The 21,462-nt window shown below is 40.6% G+C and carries 13 protein-coding genes and 2 pseudogenes; 4 read left to right on the plus strand and 11 right to left on the minus strand.

Annotated features, from left to right (window positions below; translation table 11 throughout):
• Positions 1-86: 86 nt before the first annotated feature.
• Positions 87-932, minus strand: a complete 846-nt coding sequence (locus tag AC5JL8_RS06920) for a class I SAM-dependent DNA methyltransferase (protein ID WP_495879062.1) — start codon at positions 930-932, stop codon at positions 87-89.
• 539 nt (positions 933-1,471) lie between these two features.
• On the opposite strand from AC5JL8_RS06920, the gene AC5JL8_RS06925 reads away from it, so the two are divergent.
• The 3 genes from AC5JL8_RS06925 to AC5JL8_RS06935 all read left to right on the plus strand — a co-directional run bounded on the left by AC5JL8_RS06925 (position 1,472) and on the right by AC5JL8_RS06935 (position 3,621).
• Positions 1,472-1,675 carry a hypothetical protein gene (locus AC5JL8_RS06925; RefSeq protein ID WP_495879046.1) on the plus strand — a complete coding sequence of 68 codons (204 nt, stop codon included), beginning with the start codon at positions 1,472-1,474 and terminating at the stop codon, positions 1,673-1,675.
• 125 nt (positions 1,676-1,800) lie between these two features.
• On the plus strand, positions 1,801-2,961 hold the full coding sequence (locus AC5JL8_RS06930; protein ID WP_495879047.1) for a WG repeat-containing protein: 1,161 nt from the start codon (positions 1,801-1,803) through the stop codon (positions 2,959-2,961).
• 450 nt (positions 2,962-3,411) lie between these two features.
• Complete coding sequence (locus AC5JL8_RS06935) at positions 3,412-3,621, plus strand: hypothetical protein (RefSeq protein WP_495879048.1); 210 nt, start codon at positions 3,412-3,414, stop codon at positions 3,619-3,621.
• Positions 3,622-3,717: 96 nt separating this feature from the next.
• Here AC5JL8_RS06935 and AC5JL8_RS06940 read toward each other — a convergent pair whose 3' ends face one another.
• From AC5JL8_RS06940 to AC5JL8_RS06985, 10 genes and pseudogenes are all read right to left on the minus strand, one after another.
• Complete coding sequence (locus AC5JL8_RS06940) at positions 3,718-3,927, minus strand: hypothetical protein (RefSeq protein WP_495879049.1); 210 nt, start codon at positions 3,925-3,927, stop codon at positions 3,718-3,720.
• Positions 3,917-4,981 (minus strand): hypothetical protein, encoded by a 1,065-nt coding sequence (locus AC5JL8_RS06945; protein WP_495879050.1) that lies wholly within the window; start codon positions 4,979-4,981, stop codon positions 3,917-3,919. The genes AC5JL8_RS06940 and AC5JL8_RS06945 overlap by 11 nt, the downstream gene beginning before the upstream one ends.
• A 387-nt stretch (positions 4,982-5,368) precedes the next feature.
• Positions 5,369-5,590 (minus strand): hypothetical protein, encoded by a 222-nt coding sequence (locus AC5JL8_RS06950; protein ID WP_495879051.1) that lies wholly within the window; start codon positions 5,588-5,590, stop codon positions 5,369-5,371.
• Positions 5,591-5,943: 353 nt separating this feature from the next.
• Positions 5,944-6,174, minus strand: a complete 231-nt coding sequence (locus AC5JL8_RS06955; protein WP_495879052.1) for a hypothetical protein — start codon at positions 6,172-6,174, stop codon at positions 5,944-5,946.
• A gap of 165 nt (positions 6,175-6,339) precedes the next feature.
• Positions 6,340-6,828 (minus strand): DUF6335 family protein, encoded by a 489-nt coding sequence (locus AC5JL8_RS06960; protein WP_495879053.1) that lies wholly within the window; start codon positions 6,826-6,828, stop codon positions 6,340-6,342.
• Between the two features lie 94 nt (positions 6,829-6,922).
• Positions 6,923-7,120 (minus strand): annotated as a pseudogene (locus AC5JL8_RS06965) (IS701 family transposase); the annotation flags it as partial.
• A 115-nt stretch (positions 7,121-7,235) separates the two neighbouring features.
• Complete coding sequence (locus AC5JL8_RS06970; RefSeq protein ID WP_495879063.1) at positions 7,236-8,147, minus strand: SMP-30/gluconolactonase/LRE family protein; 912 nt, start codon at positions 8,145-8,147, stop codon at positions 7,236-7,238.
• Between the two features lie 154 nt (positions 8,148-8,301).
• Complete coding sequence (locus AC5JL8_RS06975; RefSeq protein ID WP_495879054.1) at positions 8,302-10,167, minus strand: glycosyltransferase family 2 protein; 1,866 nt, start codon at positions 10,165-10,167, stop codon at positions 8,302-8,304.
• A gap of 31 nt (positions 10,168-10,198) precedes the next feature.
• A pseudogene (locus AC5JL8_RS06980) lies at positions 10,199-10,588 on the minus strand (ABC transporter ATP-binding protein); the annotation flags it as partial.
• 288 nt (positions 10,589-10,876) lie between these two features.
• Positions 10,877-13,162, minus strand: a complete 2,286-nt coding sequence (locus tag AC5JL8_RS06985; protein WP_495879055.1) for a glycosyltransferase — start codon at positions 13,160-13,162, stop codon at positions 10,877-10,879.
• Between the two features lie 1,308 nt (positions 13,163-14,470).
• On the opposite strand from AC5JL8_RS06985, the gene AC5JL8_RS06990 reads away from it, so the two are divergent.
• Positions 14,471-21,394 (plus strand): amino acid adenylation domain-containing protein, encoded by a 6,924-nt coding sequence (locus AC5JL8_RS06990; protein ID WP_495879064.1) that lies wholly within the window; start codon positions 14,471-14,473, stop codon positions 21,392-21,394.
• Positions 21,395-21,462: the final 68 nt, after the last annotated feature.

The following is a 21,462-nucleotide window of genomic DNA, read 5'->3' on the forward strand; positions in this document are numbered from 1 at the left end:
TCCCATAACGACTTAATCATTAAAGAAGGCAAACCGCGATCACACTTTTGTAACCAACGGTTTGCTTCACTTAACTAATATCACTTCTAGAGGCGGCAAACTATTAGCTGTTGTGGCGAGCCTGACGCGAACGGGGTGCGAGCGTAACTTCCAAACTTAGATTCTATGGTGAATCCATTGTATTTTAACAAGGCATCTAATTCTTGTGGAAAATACAAACGATAGGTCATCTCTTCTACAGTCTCTTTTTCCTGCCCTATTAGTTTAAAAAACAGCTTCTGCTTATAGATTTGCTGAGTAAAATCAAATTCATTTGAGTAAGTAACTACCACTGTACCTTTTCCATCCGGATCTGGGTATACAGAGTAGAGATTACTGCGGCGATCGCACAAAATCTCAATACTTTCTTGAGTGCAAGGATTGAGTGCATCAATTACGAACTTCCCATCGGGTTTTAAATGTTTTTTGACGCAAGCAAAACAAGATTCAAGTGCTTCTAAACTAGAAAGATGCCAGATAGAATTAATAGGAAAAATAATAAGAGAAAACTTTTTATCAATGTTAAATTTTCGCACATCTGCTTCGAGCCACTCCACCTGAGTAGATTTTTTTCTTGCTTCTACAAGCATTGACTGAGCGCTATCAATTCCTGTAACTTGTAAACCTTTTTCTGCTAGTTTGATAGCAATTCTACCTGTACCGCAGCACAATTCTAGAACTGGATCTCCACATTGAATTGCTTGGTCATACCAGAAGAGAATTTCTTGTTTTTTTAATTCAGGAGGCATTATATAAACATTTTCATAAATTAAATCGTAATGCCTGCCATCATAATGAATAACCGTATTAACAGTTTTTCCACTGTTTTCTTCTAAAGAAATAGGTAATTTCTCGATTGTTAAAGCTGTTTGTGTTTCTAACTCACGATTCATCACTTTCCGTACCTCTTAACCAAAACTTTTCTTTTATAGATTGGCACACAAATAACCAATGGTATAGATTAACACAATAAGAAGTATTAAGCATTTCTGAAGTTCCTACATCCATTTATATGTTTTAACCCCTGAAGGCGGTAACAGTATGTAATAACTGAATTGTTTTATCAGGTTAGATGAAAAGCGATCGCTTACCCCGATAAAGATGCGACCGCTAAAAACTTTAATTAGAAAAGATGCTAGCTTATCATTGTTCGCTGTTAGACAGATATATTTACCCGTATTATTACGTAGGTTTTTTCAGAAATAAAATATGATTTTTATAGGAGGCTATTCTGCGTAATAACTACTGAAGAGCCTGTATATAAAAATAAAGCTGTAATTAGAACTGTTATTATTCAGTATGAAAAATTCAGATTTCAAGTTTTTCGCTTTGACATTATCACTTTTAGTGCTGTTAGATAGTTTTGTCCAGCCAATTTTATCCCCTGCATTAGCTCAAGCAAACAATTGCCCAGGATCATAATTTACGCATAATGACAGAAATTTTTACAGCAGCTAAACAATATTCTGCTGCTTTTGCAGTTGTACAAGCTGTGTCTACAGAATCACGAGATTACCAATTGCCAGACATTGCGAGGCTAACAATTGATAATGGTGGTCAAGCCACTGATATTACCAATACACTATATAAAACCACCAAAACTCCAGAAAATAAAACTAGTTGCTATCTGAATTAAGAAACATCATTCACAAATTTTGAAAGCAAACTAACAATTGAGGCACAAATCATCAGCTTAAACATTCGTAGAGATTAAGACTTTGCAGAAAACAGAAAAAAATTAGTATTTTTGAAAAATAGATTATGAAACAAATATTTTCTTTATTCATTAGTTTTGCTGTCATAGGATTAGCACCCTCTCAAGGATTATTGGGACTAGGTGTTAATCAAAAACTAAGCTCTATCGAGAATCAGAATAATTCTTCTGCTAGCTCCCAGTACTATTCTCCGTCAAACTTTTCTGAGGGGTTGGCACGGATACAGATTGATGACAAATGGGGCTATATCGATAAAACAGGTAAACTGGTTATCCAGCCTCAGTTTGACGGAGCTTCAGATTTTTCTAAGGGAATAGCACGGGTACTAGTTAACCGTAAGTGGGGTTATATCGATAAAGCCGGGAATTTTGTGATTCAACCACAGTTTGATTATGCTGCCACCTTTTCCGAAGGGCTTGCATTGGTCAGCATTGGTAATCAAGCTTTTTATATTGATTCAAAAGGTAAGCGTGTTCTCCAGCCAAAGTTGAGTGCATTTACTATGTTCAGTCCACAAAGAGCAGATGCTGCCAACTTTTATGAAGGATTAGCACGAATAAAAATTGGTGATAAGTCTGGCTACATCGATAAAACCGGGAAGCTCGTCATTCCAACACAGTTTGATGTTGCTGAAGCTTTTTCCTCTGGACGAGCATGGGTACAAATCAAGGGCGCTGGGCGTGGTAAATATGGTTATATCGACAAAACAGGCAAGTTCGTGATTAAGCTCGACCAGCTAAAGTTATATGCAGGTTCTAAGTTTTCTGAAGGACTAGCTGCGGTTGGATACAACAGTAAGCGAGGCTATATTAACAAAACAGGCAAAGTTGTCATTAAGCCACAATTCGATTATGCCTTTAACTTCTCCGAAGGCATGGCATGGATCGCCATTGGCGAGAAGTCTGGCTATGTTGACAAAACAGGAAAAGTTGTCATCTCGCCACAGTTCACCAGTGCTTCCGATTTTTCCTCTGGACTAGCATCAGTCAGCATCGGCAATCAAAGAGGCTACATTGACAAGACAGGAAAAATGCTTATCCCGCCACAGTTTGATTACACTGCTAAGTTTTCCGACTCTTTAGCACTAGTTAGCATTGGGAACAAATGTGGTTATATCGACAAAACAGGAAAAATGACAATTCAACTGCACCAAAGTTTGGCTCCTATGATCCGCGAGTCTGCTTGGTGTAGAGTTGAATGGCAATAAGAATTTTTTTGTTGGCTCATCCCCTAATTATGCCGTTATTCCATCATCTGATAATCGCAGCAGATATCAAGTAAAAGACAACGACGACCCCACCTTAAAAATGCTGAAAAAATTCTATAATGGGCTTCCTACTTCAGTAATTAGCAATCTTGAGATGCTAAAAGTTTTTACCAATTACCGGAGTAGCGATCGCCCTTTAGTCAATTTTTAGTAGCGTTCAGCAAGCACGCTTAGTACAACGCAATCAAGTAACGATTAGAGAATACGGTTGTGTTGCTCATGTGTTGGATGGGGACGATTTTCGCGCCTACTACCAGCAGGTGGGCAAAGATGCGGTAGAAGCAGAGTTAAAATTTGCTAATCAACGGGGTTATTCACTGTCAGATGCGGTCTTGGATTACTTAGAAGACAAGGCAACAGGGGTACAGGAGTACAGGGGTGTAGGAGGAAATGAAAATTTATCACCCTTACACCCTCACACCCGTATCAACCCAATCTAATGTCCACAACCAAAGCAATGTCATAGATATTGTTGGGATGATCGCCTCCTTGATCCGCAATTGCATTATTTTTGGAATTGGTGGCAGTGGTAAGGGGATGCTGGTTGCTAATGCTTTGCGGCGAATTAAAACAGATAACCAAAACCGCAAAATCTTCTAACGATGCGCTCTCTACCCAAGAAATAATAGAACTTAGAGAGCGTATCATCAACGGCAGATCCAATATGGGGAGTGAGGAAAGTTTGATTGGTGTTTTCTAATAATGACTGGGGTATACTCTGGGGGCGATCGCTACGATACCAGTCTTCCATTTCAATACGTCAGCAGCGTATCGCAAATTCTCAAACATCTGGCAGGTCTTGCCAAGCTGAGAGCTTTTCGTCGTCATCCAAGAGACCCAAAGATTGCTCAACCAAGCTGCAAAGGAATGAGATGTATTAAGGGGAGCATCTTTTTTAGTCTGCATATCCTAATCCTAACAGAACAAACAAGAAAAGATTTATGGCTAAAGCTACTGCACCAATGCCACTGCTGAGGCAGAGAAACTTTTTGATGGATTGATTGGTATGTAAATAAAATAAGATTGCAGCAACAATTGCAAAGGTAGACGAAATAGTTGTGCCGACCCACATCAGCACAGACCTGTTTTGTAACAAGGTTTCGGTGAAACCAAATAAAGAAGGTAAATAAGTAAATATCCATAAAAGGGAGAACGAGCAGAGGTTGAAAATTCCTACGCTACTGCTAATGCTCATCGGAAGTCTGATGAAGCGGTGAAATCTTCTCCAAAGCACCAAAGCGGTGGCAATAAGCGTTCCCACACCCGCAATCAACGCTCCTCCATCGACAACCCAAGACCAACTGTCGGGCGTAAATCCATAGGGTGTTACAACGTCAAACTGCACACGACCCAGTAATCCCCAGACGAAGCGATACATTCCAAATCCACATACAAGGCTTGCAAAGGCTTTGCTAAGTTTCCCTGGATAAAACCAGGCTAGGAAGGCGGCATTAAGACCTGCGACAAGTGACAGCCCCGTACTGATCCACATTAAGCCAAGTTCACCGAATTGTTTAAGGGCATTAATGCCCCAATATTTCTGCCTAACTGCCTGTAGTTGTTGAGGAGTTAATTCCGGGTTTGTAATCTCGTATATTTTGGCAATTATGGGGGCATAGGTTTGTCCCTTCTCCGAACAGTCAATCGGTTGATTGTTGTACAACGCTCGACAATTGCTTAGGTCATATTTATACTCACTTCCTTTTGTCAGGGTGAGCTTGAGCAAACGATCTTGGATGTTTGCCTGACACTGAAATTCTTGTCCTGTTTCTGTGCAGTTAAATATTCGGTTGGGTAAGTGAATGGTAGAGCCATTGTTAGTTTTAATCGATACTTCAGCAAAAGGAGCAGTATTAGGTACGTTTGGAGCGTTAAATATAAGTAAGGATAAAAAAGAAACGACTAGTATAGTCCATAGGCTGATTACAAATTTGGATAGGAATAATACTGCTCGGCGCATTGCTCTTTACTACCTTACCTATGTTATTTAGCTAGTTGAATCGATGCTCCCCACAATCGAGAAGTTCCTATTAATTAGCTCATTATGGTGACAGTGACCAAGCCCCTTCTCTACGTTTGCGGAGCGTGTCGTAGACAGAGTGCGCCAACGGGGGCAGGTGTAGGGTGTAGGGAAAGAAATTAGCCCCGAAGAAAAAGGATTTGAGCTGCCTACATTTAAGTATTAATTACATAAAATATGTATTTCAAAATACACAGTATAAGGCATACGGTGTCCTCGCTTGAAACCCCTAATTTTAATTATGGGGTTTCCTAGTCCAACTGAGCCATTCAACATTAGTATTTAAAACACAGTTTTTAAGCAAAATTATACTGAAATAGGTATTCATTACAGAGCGATACCTTCGGTGAGCTTCGCTAACGCAGAAGTTTTTGGTCTACTAACATTTTCTCGTTCCTCTTGCGCCTCAATCCATTTCAACACGTCCTGAACAGAACGCAACGCACCTTCAATAAATCCTTGGTAATCAGAGTAAGCTTCTCCGCAGATATGAATATTTTTATGCTTGTATTGGTCATCGATCAGGCTAAAGGCTCTTAAACGTACCATTACCTCTCCTGACTTGACATTAGGTCGCCATGCATGACAAGCAGCGCCATAAGGAGCCTTTCCCCAATCATGAATGCCAAAATCTTCAATGCTTCCCTTGAGATCTTCAACAATTTTTTGAAATGCTTCTATAGCAATCCTAAATAAGTTGTGAAATTACTCGTTGAGGCAGGGAACTCTTAACAGGATCGATGACAGGTTTTGGGGAAGGAGCGATGTCAACGGCTGCAAGCAACGTACCCCATCAAATAGTTTTTTTGCACTTCGTACCAGTTGCTAATCAGCTTTTGAGTCCGCATCAATTGCAACTTAACGAAAGCCTGGAGGTACATAAAATGTAATTTTTAATCGCTTTACTCCCCCTCACTAGCTGTTGTTGAGCGTTCGGCATCTTCAGTGTCTTGCCAATACTCCGTTGCTTGTTCTTCTTCCGACAGCGGAAAAATGGTTAAAGGGTTGCTTGCCGAATCGCCTAAAGTAACACTTGCATCTGGTTCTGGCATAGCTGGTGTATCTGGTGTATCAACGTTTCCAGAGATATCTAAGTCTGTTGGCCTGGTGTCGGGAGATTCTTGGATCGCCATAAATTGCTCCTCATTAGTATTAATCAAGATTGGTTAATTTTTTTTGAGTTCTCTTATTGAGAGGGTTCACTCAAATCCTTATCCAAGCACTGGGTTTGAATCACACGGATAATGCGATTACCTACGGTGGGAGAAACAGCGGCATCGCACGTTTCCAGATAACACTCAACGCTCCTGATAATCTTCCGAAGACATGGGGTCTAACTCCCATCTACCAGAGTCACGTGACTCCAAAATCTCGTTTGTCTGAAGAGATACCCCGTCGTCATAATTTAACCCAACAGCAACTCCGAGTTCTTCAACAATGCTCTGATCAGGAGTAGGAACAGTTCCTCCCACTGCTTCATCACCAACTGCTTCAGCCTGATCCCAACGAGCATCAATATCACCTCCCGTTAGTTCTGGACTAGCTGATGTGTACTGCTCCATCCGGTCGTGCATGGTTCGTCCGCCGATTTCAAGCCCAGGCTCTAGGGCCACACCCGTTCCATACGATTCAGTAATTGCCTGGGATAGATCTGAAATAATTGGTTCGCCAGTATCTTCTATAGGTATATCCGAAAGAAGATCAGTATCTTCGATGGGTATATCTGAAAGATTGCGTTCGTTGTTTGTATTGGGTTCGTTGTCTGTTTTGCTAGTTAGATCAGCCATAATGCTTCCTGCGAATCATCCGAATACCTCTAAATAGAACATATCTGAAAATGATATTCCCTATAATCCGCAAATAGGATGAGAATTTATTAGGTAAACTAGCGATATTCGCAGCAAATACGTCACGGTTGAAGGTCAACCAGTCAAAAAATCGATAAGACATAGCTGTTCTAAAGGCTTCCAAAGCTTCAGTAAAGGTGTTTAAAGGTTTATTTACCCACCTGCGTCTCAAGCCTCCTGTCAACTGATGCCAAAGAATAAAAGTATAGGCACAAAAAACTAAAATAAAATATGGGGTGAATTGTTGGGTTGTGGCAGCGTTCGTCGTACTCAATCACAACAAGCAAGCTACCCTACGCGTCTGGTTCGCTGTCTTCGTCAAAGAAGGAGAAGACGTGCCGTTCACGCTAATGAGATCGCCGATAAACTTGTTTATGTCTTTTAGACAAGTTAAACTCATACGTTGGTAATCCCATAACATCAGTATTAAAGGCAAATAAATCACCAGAGTTAAAACTTTTTTCAATTTCTCGTTGGCTAAGGCCAATAGAGGCAGTGGTGATATAAAGTATCTGTAAATCCTCGCCTCCGAAGGTGCAGCTAGTTACAAGTGGTACTGGTAGCTGTAAGCGGAAAACTTCTTGTCCTTCTGTGCTGAAACGAATTACACACCATCCATTCCACATTGCTGACCATATATATCCTTGACTATCTATGGTCAGCCCATCAGGATAGAAAGACTCACCAGTTAAATCAACAAAAATACGGCGGTTGCTAATATTACCTGTGACCGCATCAAAGTCATAAGCATATATTTTTTGCTTTGGAGAATCTGTCAAGTAAAATGTTTTTTGATCTGGACTCCAGCCTAAACCATTGGAAACAGTCAGTCCTGTTTCCATCACTTGTAATGAACCATCAAAGTCATAGCGATAAAGGCTAGCTTGCTCTTTCTCTGAAGCAGACATTGAGCCGAACCAAAAGCGACCTTGTATATCGCATTTGCCATCATTGAAACGATTATCGAGCAAATCTGTTTCCATCTCAACAATTGAGGTAACTGTACCTGTCTGAATATCAAGGAATGCTAAACTATGACGTTGCGCCATAATCAACCGATTTGCACCAGCAAAAGCGATCGCCCCTACTACATCGCCTACATCAAAAAACACATTTTTCCCACTAGCAGGGTGGAACTGATGTACCCGATGATTAAAGATATCAACCCAGTAAAGCAATTTTTCGGTATCATCCCAGATCGGGCCTTCACCCAAGCGGGCCCGTGCGTTTAAAACGTTGTAGAGTTTATCTTGCACAATCTAACAAATATTACATCTGCAAAAAATTTACATGAATTAGCAGCCAAAGGAAATACTAATTTCTTTGGTTGAAGCGTCTATTAGCCTTGAGGATGGAATGGCACGCTTGAAATGACCTTTACTATATTGCATGAAAAGTTAAAAGAAGTATAACTTATAAATTATTAGAGTGTTTATTTATTTCTAAATAGCTTTCCCAAAAACTTTTATTAGTAAGTTCAGGTAGCGTTTGCCTATAAAGTTGCTTCAAACGAGAAAAATTTATGAATATTTTTAAACATATTATGCTTGTTCTAACAAAAACTCTAAAAAATTCCCATCGTGATATTTTAGCTATAAACCCTTCTTGGTTAGTTAAGTTATAGTACAAAGCTTTTCTAGCTCTAAAAAAATTAATAGGCCTATATCCATGCGTTGGAACAATTGTATATCCCCTTTGAGATAATTTATTATCTTTATGAAATAAAAAAATAGGTAATAGATGACCGTTTAATGTAATTCTCCTAAACCAACGGTGTAAAGAATTCTCTGTCTCAGCTATGCTTTTAGCATACTTTTCATAGACAAATGGTAGCTCTACTTTTTTTGTAGTTTTTTCTCCTTTAGTTAAAATTAATAAATTTTTCTTCTCTGGATCTGTTTCTTTTAAGCTGTCAGGGCCTTTCAATAAATCTGATATCCCTTCCAAAATAAGGTTTGCCGTTTTATATTTGTAGCACAATGCCTCTCTCAGAGTAGATTTTAAAATCAGCTTAATAGCATCCAATTTATTAAATTGCTCAGAATAAATAAAATTTAAAATTATTTCATTCTTCCTCATGTAATAATTTTGTGTAGGAGAATATTTACTCTCAAATGATTCGTGCCACACACATATACCATTAAGAGTTACGATTTTTAGCATTAACCTCATAGACAGTTCTATGTCATCCCCTCTTATAAAAAATGGGTAGGGTAGCTTAAAATCATCTATAACTTTTGTCGGAAAGCAAAAAAGCCACCAAGCATTGTAGTTAATGTATTCCTCTATTTCATTAAATAAAACATTTTTTAAAATTCTTAAATCAAGATCTGGCTTTACTCTGACAACCACATCATCCCATACACCCCCATTTTCATGTTGGATATATTTGCTGTCTAGTTTGAGCATACTACCACCAAGGCATAAGTCTTTTTGATTATTTACTTTTTGAAAATTGTAAATTCTTTCTAATGATTCTGGAGCTATAATAATATCATCATCCATAAGTATGATGTGAGAAAAATATAATTTACGCTTTAAAACTTCTATAATTCCTCTAGTATAACCGCCACTACCACCCGTATTTTTATTAGGTATTAAATGAATTTGAGAATTAGTGAAGCTACTTAATGTTCTCCCATTATCAATCACAAATATCTCAAAAGCATTTTCTAAATTAGGATTGCTCAATAAATATTTTTGCAGAATTTTAATATTATTATTAATGTAATTTTCTCTTTTATAAGTGCATATAATAATAGCAATTTTTGTGTCAATTTTTGGCAAAACGTCAACTTCTGTATAAAAATAGCCACCTGCAAATATACTATTATTTTTAAAAGCCTCAATTTGAATGTATAGTAATCCTTTATATTCCTGTATTTTGATGTTATTGAAAACCCTAACTTCAGTTAAATCATTGTTAGTAATTAACTTTTGATCAATTAAGTTAGCGTAGCCTGACAAATAATCTATATGCAAAAGTTTAATGTGAAATCTTCCCTGTAACAATAATTTAATATTTATAGTTTTGACAATCGTATATTCTTGCCATTTGTGAGATGAGAAAGCATTAAAATAAGTATTAAACTTAATAATTCCTCCTTCTTTTAGCTCAACAAGATTTTGCTCATAATTCAATAAACATTTATTATTTAGTCTTAAAAAAAGTTCTTCAACAGTACAAATATCTGTATTTGGTAAAATAATATTTTGAAGTTTAACGTCAGTTAATGTGGTTTCCTGTTCTAGCTTTGGGGTCAAAATAACATCTGTCATTTTTATATTATCCATATTAGAAATCTGAATTTTAAAGAGAAATAGTAGAATGATGTGTGTGTATCATACTTGTCAAATAGGCTTCAATGGCTTGATTGGCTTCTCCAATTAACTTTACCTTTCCTTTATCCAACCAAATTACGCGCTCACATGACTGTTTAACAAATTCCAAATCATGAGAAACTACTAAAACGGTAGCATCCGCAGCCCAAAACTTTTCAATTCGCTGTTTACACTTGTTTTTAAAACTTTCATCCCCCACCGATAATATTTCATCCAGAATCAAAATGTCTGGCTGCACATCAGTTGCGATCGCAAACCCCAACCGCGCCGCCATACCGGATGACAAGACTTTCACAGGGGCTAAGGAATATTCTTGTAGTTCTGCAAACTCTAAAATAGATGGCGATCTGGTAATCATAAGAAAACTCTTCTTGCGTGCGTCGCCACAAAGAAACTTGATTTAGACGAATAACTTCCATTTACAGTACATCCATGAATGAATATCGCCACCAACGAAAGCAACTTAGCCCTAGTACAAAAAAAATAATTCCACTTAAAAGAGAGTGTGCAATTAGATAAACATTGGGTATTGTTCCTGAGAACGAAATTTGACGAATACTTTCAATCACGGGCAATAAGGGGTTTAGTATTAGAAACGACTTTACTGTTACCGACACAATTGTTGCTGGATAAAATATAGGACTACTCAACCAAAATTAGCTTTATTAAGATTAGGTTTATACAAATTTATCCCAGCATTCCAGCCAATACAAAATCCGTAGAAACTTTGCTGGATGTACTTAATTAAAGTTAAAACTGGAAGATTATGCGTGAATTTTAATCGCAATATTCTCAGTAGGCAGCGATGGATTAAAAGTAAGATTAAACGAGCAACGAATATGAGAAATGGGAGTTTTCTAAACCCATGCTTAAAAGCAAAATAAGTTGTATTTTTTGCTAGAGAATACCAACAAGTCAGATGTTTTTGGTCTATGCGGTTATGGCTAGGTTGAGGATAGTGATTTACAGTAACATCAGCATAATGGACTTCATAACCCGCTTGAATTAGACGTAAACAAACATCAGTTTCATCCAAAAAGTAATCAAAAAATTCATCGTAACCATTAATTTTCTCTAATAAATCTTTTTTAAAAGATGAATTTGTTCCCATTAAACTATTAAACCAAAAACCGTATGCTTGATTATAATCAACAGCATTAGCAGGGCGGATTGCAATTGTTTTGCTCAAAACATTGGTAATACCACGATGAAACTGTAGGGGATGATCGGCACGAGTTAAGTCTCTAACTGTACCTCCAACCGCGCCACATTTGTTGCCATGTAGCGAATAGGTAAATAGCAATTTATCTATCCATACTGATGGCGGAATTGCATCATCATCAAAAAAAGCAATAATTGAACCTGATGCTAGTTTAATTCCTTGATTGCGGGAATAGCTAATATTTTGAAGCTCAATTCTCAAAAATTTTACTGTCAACTTATTGTTGCTAGTTACGCTACTAACTATTTCACTTGTTTGTGTTGTTAATGAGGCATCAATCACAATCACTTCAATATCTGGGTAGCGTATGAGTTCGAGAGATTTCAGCGCTTTTTCCAAAAAATGATGGCGATCGCTTGTGCAAATTACAATTGAGACTAAGGGAGATACTAAGGTTGGCGACATGTTCGGCATTGCTGATAACTTGAGTTTGCGAACTTGCCAATATATCTGCCACATTTGACTGATAGTTTGAGCCACTGCTTGGATAATAGCTAAAACATTCATTGAAACTGGTATATAACCATCCCCTGCAAAATAATAAATTTTTTTTGCTAGATTAAATGCATAAAGGTTGGGCTGTTTACAATTAATAAAAGCTACATCTATCGGTTTGCAAAAAAAAGCAAATAACCATAACCAAAAACGCTTTTCTAACGTTTGGGGAAGATAGCATAAAGTTAGTTTTTGCTCTTCCTTCATTTTGGTGAAAATTTTAGTTTGTAAATCATCTTCATAAACACTAAATTGTACGAAAACCTTAGAAGGTTGGTTAATAATCTCATCTAGAGAATATTGTTTATAATTTAGTGATCTTGGCATCTTTCCACGAATACCTGCAAGGAAGTCTTGAAGACCTGTCAGGGAAAGTTCAGCTAGAAAGTACCGCCCTGTTGCAGCGTAATAAACTAGACGCGGCAAACTTACAACGACTCTTTTTAAGACTAAGTCAGGTCGATGTTTTTGCCAACAGTAACAGAGATTGCGCTCATCATAATAATTAATCCAGGGTCTACATTTAAAATCAGGTGAATCATGCCAAACGATAGAAGCTGGATTAACTGCTACAATCCAACCAGCTTGCTTGGCTCGCAAACACCACTCTACATCATCAAAATGTAAAAAATAGTCTTCAAATACTCCTAAGTTATGGATAATTTCTTTACGTATTAATAATGACGCAGATGCACAAACATCGACGTTAATATACGATATATCTTGAAAAGAACCTGCAATTGAAATATGACTAAAATTACTAAAATTTGTTGTCAAATGTGCCTTTTTATAATTAATATAGCTACCTAATTCTTGAATTAAATTTGGTTGTTTTAATTTCCGAATTTGAGAACCAACTAATCCTACTTCAGGATAATTTTGTAAAGTTTTAATTAGCGGCATTAAAGCTAGGGAATCTAGACGTACATCATCATCAAGTAGCCAGATGTAATCATATTCCAGTCTGCTAACAAATTCTAAACCGTAAGAAAATCCACCAGAACCGCCTATATTGTTACCTGTTTGCAAAATTTTGACAAAAGAATAGTGCTGTTCTAAGTAACTTTGAGTACCATCCGTTGAAGCATTATCTACAACATAAATATCTAGTTCTAAATGCTGTAAATTCAGTCCCTTAATGTCTTCAATCACCAAGGAAACATCACGTAGCTTGTTCCAGGTAACAATAACAATAGCTACTTTCGCACTACTCATAAATTTTATTTGTTTATTTACGTAATCTTAATTCATAAACATTCCATATGCCTGAATCTAAAACTTGTCAAGTCTTTAAGGTTTGATCCTCAAATTTCCGCTCAAATATTTCCAAAGATTAACGTAATTCTTTTTTTATATCTTCTATCCAAAGTCACATAAAATTTTAAATAACTTGGTAGTTGTAAATACAAACTTTATTAACAAAATTATTTCTGTATTTAAATATACATTTGATTTGTATTAATAAGCTGTAAATATACGCTTAATAACCGCTTTTTCTGGTTTTATTGATACCATTGCTAAACATGAGTGATAAATTATTTGGTGCGGCTCTTTTAAAAATACGGTATTTTGAATAAGGGTAATTTAGGAGGTGCTTGTCTAACAAAGGTATTGAACAAATTCACAGGTCTAAAAAAGCTCCAAAAATCACTTTTAAGGGACTTCCAAGGAATAAATTACTCAACAAAAATCATAAGCTGACATTTAAACCGAGAATTATTCTCTCTACCATTATCTTGATTCAGAATAAATGTTTTTATCTCTGAAAATTGCCAACTTTTGAGTTGCCTTGCTGTTTCCTTAAATACTGTTTTGACTGAATCAGTTAATTCTATTAACACTCCTCTCCACCCAAAATTTTTCCTCCCAATCGAATTTACTACAAAAAGGGAAGGAGAAGCAGCCGACGGCTGCTTCTCCTTCTTTCTAACAATGATTATCATTCTTATGTTGGTGATTTTATTCCTTGGAAGTTCCTAGCCCTCTTCTGTCACTTTCCCTAGATAAAAAGATATAACCCTTATCAGACAAGAGTTTCAGCCTAAAGCTATGATGATATCCATCATATTAGAAAATAAAGCCACAAACCTAACCCCAGTCAGAGTTTTAAAAGTTGCCTTCGATTTTTGTTTTCGGAGAGTGACAGAAGAGGGCTAGGCTTGTTAACTTTGTTTATTTCATGGGAACAATATTTTTAGCTTGCTTTTACTTGTCATAAGCCGCTTAAATCTCTAAACATGACGATTTTTCTATGCCACTACATTTTAAGTAAATTTCTCATTCACATTAGTATTTTTTTAGACTAAAAATTAGAAAATCAGCACTGCGATCGCTAACGACAATTAATAAACGTGGAAAATCTCTGCTGTGGCTTTAAGCAGAATCGTTCAGCTACCTCGCTTAAGGCAAGCTGCTTGACAATCAAGTTGCATCAAAATCGCTTATTCAATTTTCAGGGGAAGCTAGAATTAAATGCTTAGTTACTTTCAAGATGCATCTATCCACCAGCTATTTGAAGTTCAGGTGGAGCAATCACCTGATTCTATAGCGATAGTATTTGAGGGGTTGGAAAATCAGCAGGTTAGCCTGCTACCAATTTTAGAACAACCGTCTCACCAGCAAGCCTTTCAAAGCGTCCTCACCTACCAAGAGTTAAATACTCGTGCCAATCAACTAGCACATTACCTAAAAACTTTAGGCATAGGGCCAGAAGTACTGGTAGGTATTTGTCTGGAGCGTACAATCGAAATGATTGTTGGGATATTAGGCATCTTGAAAGCAGGCGGTGCTTACGTTCCTCTAGATCCCAGTTACCCTAAAGAACGCTTGGCGTTCATGTTAGAAGACTCCCAAGTACCAGTGTTGCTAACTCAGCAAAGTTTGGTTGAGTCTCTCCCGGCGCACAACGCACGAATTATTTGCTTAGATACAGATTGGGATGCAATTGCCCAACACAGCCCAGAAAACCTTACCAGTGAAGTCACTTCAGACAACCTTGCTTATGTGATTTACACCTCCGGTTCTACAGGCAAACCTAAAGGTGTCTTAGTTCCGCACGCGGGAGTTGGCAACCTAGCCAGAGAACAGATCCGCATCTTCGACGTACAACCAGATAGCCGCATTTTGCAATTTGCTTCCTTTAGCTTCGATGCCTCTGTGTCAGAAATTTTCATGGCATTGCTAGCAGGCGCAACACTAGTTTTAGCAACGCAGGACTCATTGATGCCAGGAACGGGTTTGCTAAAGCTGTTACGCGAACAGCGAATTACAACAGTAACGCTACCACCATCAGCCTTAGCCGTTCTACCCGTACAAGAATTACCCGATTTGCGATCGCTCATTGTTGCTGGCGAAGCCTGTCCCCCCGAACTGATTAACCGTTGGGCACCTGGTCGCCGCTTCTTCAACGCCTACGGCCCAACAGAAGTAACTGTTTGCGCGACAATTGCTGAATGCACCCCCAATATTAAAAAACCTCCTATCGGCTATCCGATTGCTAACAAGCAAGTTTATTTATTAGACGAACAGTTAAAGCCTGTACCTGTCGGTGTACCTGGCGAAATATACATCGGCGGGTTGGGTTTAGCAAGAGGCTATCTCAACCGACCGGAATTGACGGCAGAGAAGTTTATTTTGAAGAAGGCAGAGGGCAGAGGAGCAGAGGAGAATTTCCCAATCCCCAGTCACCAGTCACCAGTCACCAGACTATATAAAACTGGCGACTTAGCTCGTTACCTCCCTGATGGTAGCTTGGAGTTTTTGGGACGCATTGATGAACAAGTGAAAGTTCGCGGTTATAGAATCGAACTTGGTGAAATTGAAGCGGTAATCGGACATCACCCAGGTGTGCAGCAAGCAGTCGTGATGGCACGCGAAGACGTACCGGGACAGAACCGCTTAATCGCTTATGTTGTTCAAAATCCTGAATACGAAGGCGAACCGGAACAAGTTGCCGATTTACAAGCTGAGTTTATCTCGCAATGGCAAAGCGTTTCTAATGAAACTTACAAACAAACCTCTGGCGATCGCGATCATACATTCAATTTTGCTGGATGGAATAGCAGCTACACAGGTTTACCTATCCCAGAAGCCCAAATGCGCGAATGGGTTGAACAAACTGTGGCGCGAATTCAATCTTTGCAACCCAAGCAGGTTTTAGAACTTGGTTGTGGAACGGGAATGTTAATGTTCCGCATTGCACCGCAGTGCAGCCTTTATTGGGGAACTGATTTTTCTCAACAAGTGCTGCAATATCTCCAGCAACAATTACAGCGATTTGACCAAAAGTTACCGCAAATCAAGTTAGGACACCGCACGGCTGATAACTTTGCAGGTATTGAACCAGCCAGCTTTGACACGGTGATTTTGAACTCAGTTAGCCAAAACTTCCCCAGCATCGACTATATGGTGCAAGTAATGGCAGGGGCAGTCAAGGCGGTGAAACCGGGCGGTCGTATTTTTGTAGGCGATGTCCGTAGTTTGCCGTTGTTGGAAGCGTATCATGCCTCTGTGCAACTATATCAAGCTCCCGATTCGCTAACACGAACACAATTACAAGAACGAGTGCGATCGCGCTTTGCCCAAGAGGAAGAACTTGTTATTGATCCTGGCTTTTTCCTCGCCTTGCAACAGCACTTTCCTCAAATTGGCCGTGTTCAAATTCAACTCAAACGCGGTGTCCATCACAATGAATTAACTCGCTTCCGCTACGATGTCACCCTCCACATCGGTAGCGAAGTTAGTTCTTCAGGCGATATCACCTGGTTAGACTGGCAGCAGCAGGAACTCACGTTACCAGCACTCCGCCAACACCTCACCGAAACCCAGCCAGAGATATTGGGACTGCGACAAGTTCCTGATGCACGTTTATCCACAGAAGTCAAGACTCTAGAATGGTTGGCAAATAGCGATGGTGTTGAGACAGTCGATGAGTTTCGCACCCAGATATTGCCAACTTTGCAAGGATGGGGAATAGATCCAGAGGAACTGTGGGCATTCAGCGAAGACCTACCGTACAACATCGATATCATCTGGTCTGATGTTGCAGGTTGTTACGACGTGGTGTTTCAGCGGCGAGATATCCCACCCCTCGTCTACAAAGAAGGCAGTCCTAATGAAAAACTCCAACCACAAGGAGATAGAGTTTTTGGGCATGAGGAAGGAGTTACCAATGCCCAATCACGCCAGTTGCCTCAAGTCGGGAAACCCTTTCGGCAGTTCCTCCTGGGGGAAACCCCCAAGACCGGACTGCCTCACCAACGCACTGGCTCCCCGATGCCCCATGCCCATTCTCAAACCTTTCATCCCCAACCTTGGAGCGCTTACGCCAACAATCCCCTTAAAAGTAAACTGGCTCGCAAGCTGATTCCGCAACTGCGGAGTTACTTGCAAGAAAAGTTACCTGACTATATGGTGCCCGATCGCTTTCTTTTGTTGGATGCCCTCCCGATTACGCCCAACGGTAAAGTTGATCGCAAAGCATTACCAGCCCCCGATGGAACTCGACCGGAACTAGCAGAAAACTTTGTCTCGCCGCGCACGCCCTTAGAAACAGGACTGGCAGAAATTTGGGCAGAAGTGCTGGGACTAGAACGAGTCGGCATTCAAGACAACTTCTTAGAATTGGGCGGACAGTCCTTACTCGCCATTCAGGTAGTTTCCCGCATCCGCGACAGCTATCAGGTAGATTTGCCTATGCGATCGCTGTTCGACTCGCCCACTATTGCCCAACTCGCCCAGCAAATAGAAAGCAGCCAAGAAAAACCTGGGCTGCAAGCACCTCCCATTGTTCCTATTCCTCGGAATCAAAACTTACCGCTTTCGTTTTCGCAACAGCGCTTGTGGTTCTTTGAACAATTGATTCCCGGTACTGCCTTATCTAACCAGTCTGCGGATTTTCGCCTCCCTGGATTACAGAATGCAACTGCCCTAGAGCAAAGCTTTAACGAAATTATCCGGCGGCACGAAATTTGGCGCACGACGTTTGAAATGGTCGATGGACAACCCGTTCAAGCAATCCATCCTGCTCCTTATATTTCTTTGCCTGTTATAGATTTGCAAGCGCTTCCCACAGCCGAACGAGAAGCCGAAGCGTTGCGACTTGCAAGCGTTCAGGCGCAGCAACCCTTTGACTTAACTCAATTACCTCTGCTGCGAGCGATTTTAGTAAGGCTCACTGAGACAGATTATCGTTTGTACATGACGATGCACCATCTCATCTTTGATGGCATTTCCCTGTACAACGTCTTTTTGCAAGAATTAGCGGTACTTTATGAAGCTTTTTGTGAAAGCAAACCTTCGCCGTTACCAGAATTATCAATTCAATATGCAGACTTTGCTTACTGGCAACGGCAATGGTTGCAAGCAGAAGTTCTCGCGCCCCAACTGGCTTACTGGGAAAAGCACCTTGCCAATCTTTCGATGCTGCAATTGCCAACAGACCGTCCGCGTCCGGCAATGGAAACTTTCCGAGGGTCAAGGCATTCGCTAAAATTGCCTAAAAGTTTGGCAGACGATCTGAAGGCGCTTAGTAGCCGTGAGGGAGTTACCCTGTTTATGATCTTGCTAGCCGCATTCAAAACGGTACTAGCACGTTATGCCCGACAAGATGATATCTCTGTAGGGGCGGTAATTTCCGGATCGAATCGCCCCGAAATTGCTGGGTTGATTGGGTTTTTAATTAATAACTTAGTGTTGCGGACAGACCTTTCCGGCAATCCCAGTTTCCAAGAACTGTTGGGACGAGTGCGGGAAGTTACCTTAGGCGCTTACGCCAATCAAGATGTACCCTTCCAAAAGTTAGTTGAAGTCTTGCGACCAGAACGCCATCTCGGTCATCAGCCCTTATTTCAAGTGCTATTCGTTCTGGAACCGCCAACACCAGTATTAGATTCTGGATGGAGTTTGCGTCCTTTAATTGTGGATACGGGAACGTCAAATATGGATATGACGCTCTCGCTCGACGATCGCCCGGAAGGTTTAGTGGGCTACTTTGAATATAATACTGACTTATTTGATACAGCGACTATTGTGCGCTTAGTCGGGCATTTCCAAACTGTATTAGAAGCGGTTGTTGCAAATCCAACACAAAAACTCTCAGAATTACCTCTGTTAACTGAGCCAGAAAAGCAGCAGTTGCAGGCGTGGAATGACACCCAAGCAGACTATCCTCTAAATGTATGTTTGCATCAATTATTTGCACAGCAGGTAGAACGCTCTCCCGATGCTGTTGCAGTTATCTTTGATGGGTTAGAAGGTGTCAAGCCTACTCTTACCTACCACGAACTAAACCAACGTGCCAATCAACTCGCCCATCACCTAAAAGCACAAGGCGTAGGGTCTGAGGTGCTAGTTGGTATTTGCATGGAACGTTCCTTAGAGATGGTCGTGGGACTGCTAGGAATATTGAAAGCTGGTGGTGCTTACGTTCCCTTCGATCCGGGCTATCCTAAAGAACGTTTAGCTTTCATGCTCGAAGATGCCCAAGTCCCCATTCTGCTTACTCAGTCGCAGTTAGTTGTCTCTCTTCCACCTCACCAAGCACAAGTTATTTGCTTGGATACCGACTGGTCAATCATTGCCCAATGTAGTGAAGAAAATCCCCATAGCGAAGTTAACGCCGAAAACCTAGCGTATGTAATTTACACCTCTGGGTCAACCGGAAAGCCAAAAGGGGCGATGAATACTCATCGAGGAATTTGCAATCGCTTGTTGTGGATGCAGGAAGCTTATCAATTAATAGAAAGCGATCGCGTGTTGCAAAAAACACCTTTCAGTTTTGACGTATCGGTTTGGGAATTTTTCTGGCCATTAATTACAGGCGCTCGTTTAGTTATCGCTCAACCGGGCGGACATCAAGATAGCAGTTACTTAGTGAAGGTCATAACTCAGCAGCAAATTACAACGTTGCACTTTGTTCCTTCAATGCTGCAAGTCTTCTTAGAAGAGCCACAAGTAACAACTTGCAACTGCATCAAACGTATTATCTGTAGCGGTGAAGCCCTACCCGTTAGTTTACAAGCACGTTACTTTGCTGTACTGAATGCCGAATTACACAACCTCTACGGCCCAACAGAAGCCGCCATTGACGTTACTGCTTGGAAATGCCAGCGAGATAGCAATTTATCAACCGTTCCCATCGGTCGCCCGATCAGCAATACACAAATCTACCTGTTAGATTCCCATTTACAACCTGTACCCGTTGGCGTGCCTGGAGAACTTTACATTGGAGGAGTTGGTGTCGGGCGAGGCTACCTCAACAGACCAGAACTGACCGCTAAGAAGTTTATTTTGAAATCTCACTCAGCAACGCCAGTTGCTTCAACGCGGGTTCCCCGCGCAACGCACTGGCTCCTCAGCACTCAGCACTCACAAGAGCGTTTGTATAAAACTGGCGACTTGGCTCGCTACCTTCCTGATGGCAGTATTGAATACCTCGGACGCCTCGACCATCAGGTGAAATTGCGTGGGTTCCGTATCGAATTGGGCGAAATTGAGGCGGTGTTGAGTCAGCACCCAGATGTGCGGGAAGCAGTAGTTGTTGTACAAGAAGATGTAGCGAGTGACAAGCGCCTGGTGGCTTACGTTGTTAATACCCATTATCCAGAACGAGTTCCTTATCAAGTTGCCTGTCCGGTGGAATTTACTGGTAAGCGAACAGCTATCTTAGAAACTGACGACATCTCTATCAGTGGAGTATGTTTGGTCGGCGTCAGTGATATTGAACCGGGACAACCAGTCCGTCTGCGCTTGCAATTACCAGGTTCCAATGAGGAACGATGGCTGTTGGGGAGTATAGCTTGGCAACAAGAAAATCGAGCCGGAATTCAACTCGACCTTACACGTGACCTGCAAGAGTTGTGGGAGCAAGGTGTTCACTATCTTCTCGAAACCCAAGGCTTTTTAAAAGTTTGGCAGCGCACGGTTAGTGCTAACTTACGGAATTTTCTCAAGCAGAAGTTACCCGACTACATGGTTCCTACGAGTTTTATCCTGCTGGATGCTTTGCCTCTTACTCCAAGCGGCAAAGTTGATCGGCGTGCCTTGCAGCAACGTTCGGCAAGCGTAGCGCCACCAGCCAAGTCAGAATTAGAAGCAGGATTTGCTGCGCCTCGTAATGCTATAGAGCAAACTATTGCTGGTGTTTGGGCTGAAGTCCTCAGATGCGATCGCATCGGCATCCACAACAACTTCTTAGATTTGGGGGGACACTCGCTCTTGGCAACACAGGTAATCTCTCGGTTGCGCGGTCTTTTCCAGGTGGAATTGCCCTTACGCCTGATGTTTGAGTCTCCGACAGTGGCGGAACTCGCAGAAGCACTCGCCCAACTTCAAGATACTCCGGCAACAGATCCAGAACCCACCATTACATCAGTTTCTCGCGCTGCTTATCGTATGAAGCGCTCTGCTCTCAACAAAGGGACAGATGGCTTGGGTTGCGAACAATAAAGGATAAAAAAATGATACAAAAACTTCCTACCAATTCCTTAGAGGCTGTTGGAAATTCTTTAGCTGCT

This window comes from Mojavia sp. (assembly GCF_059505145.1).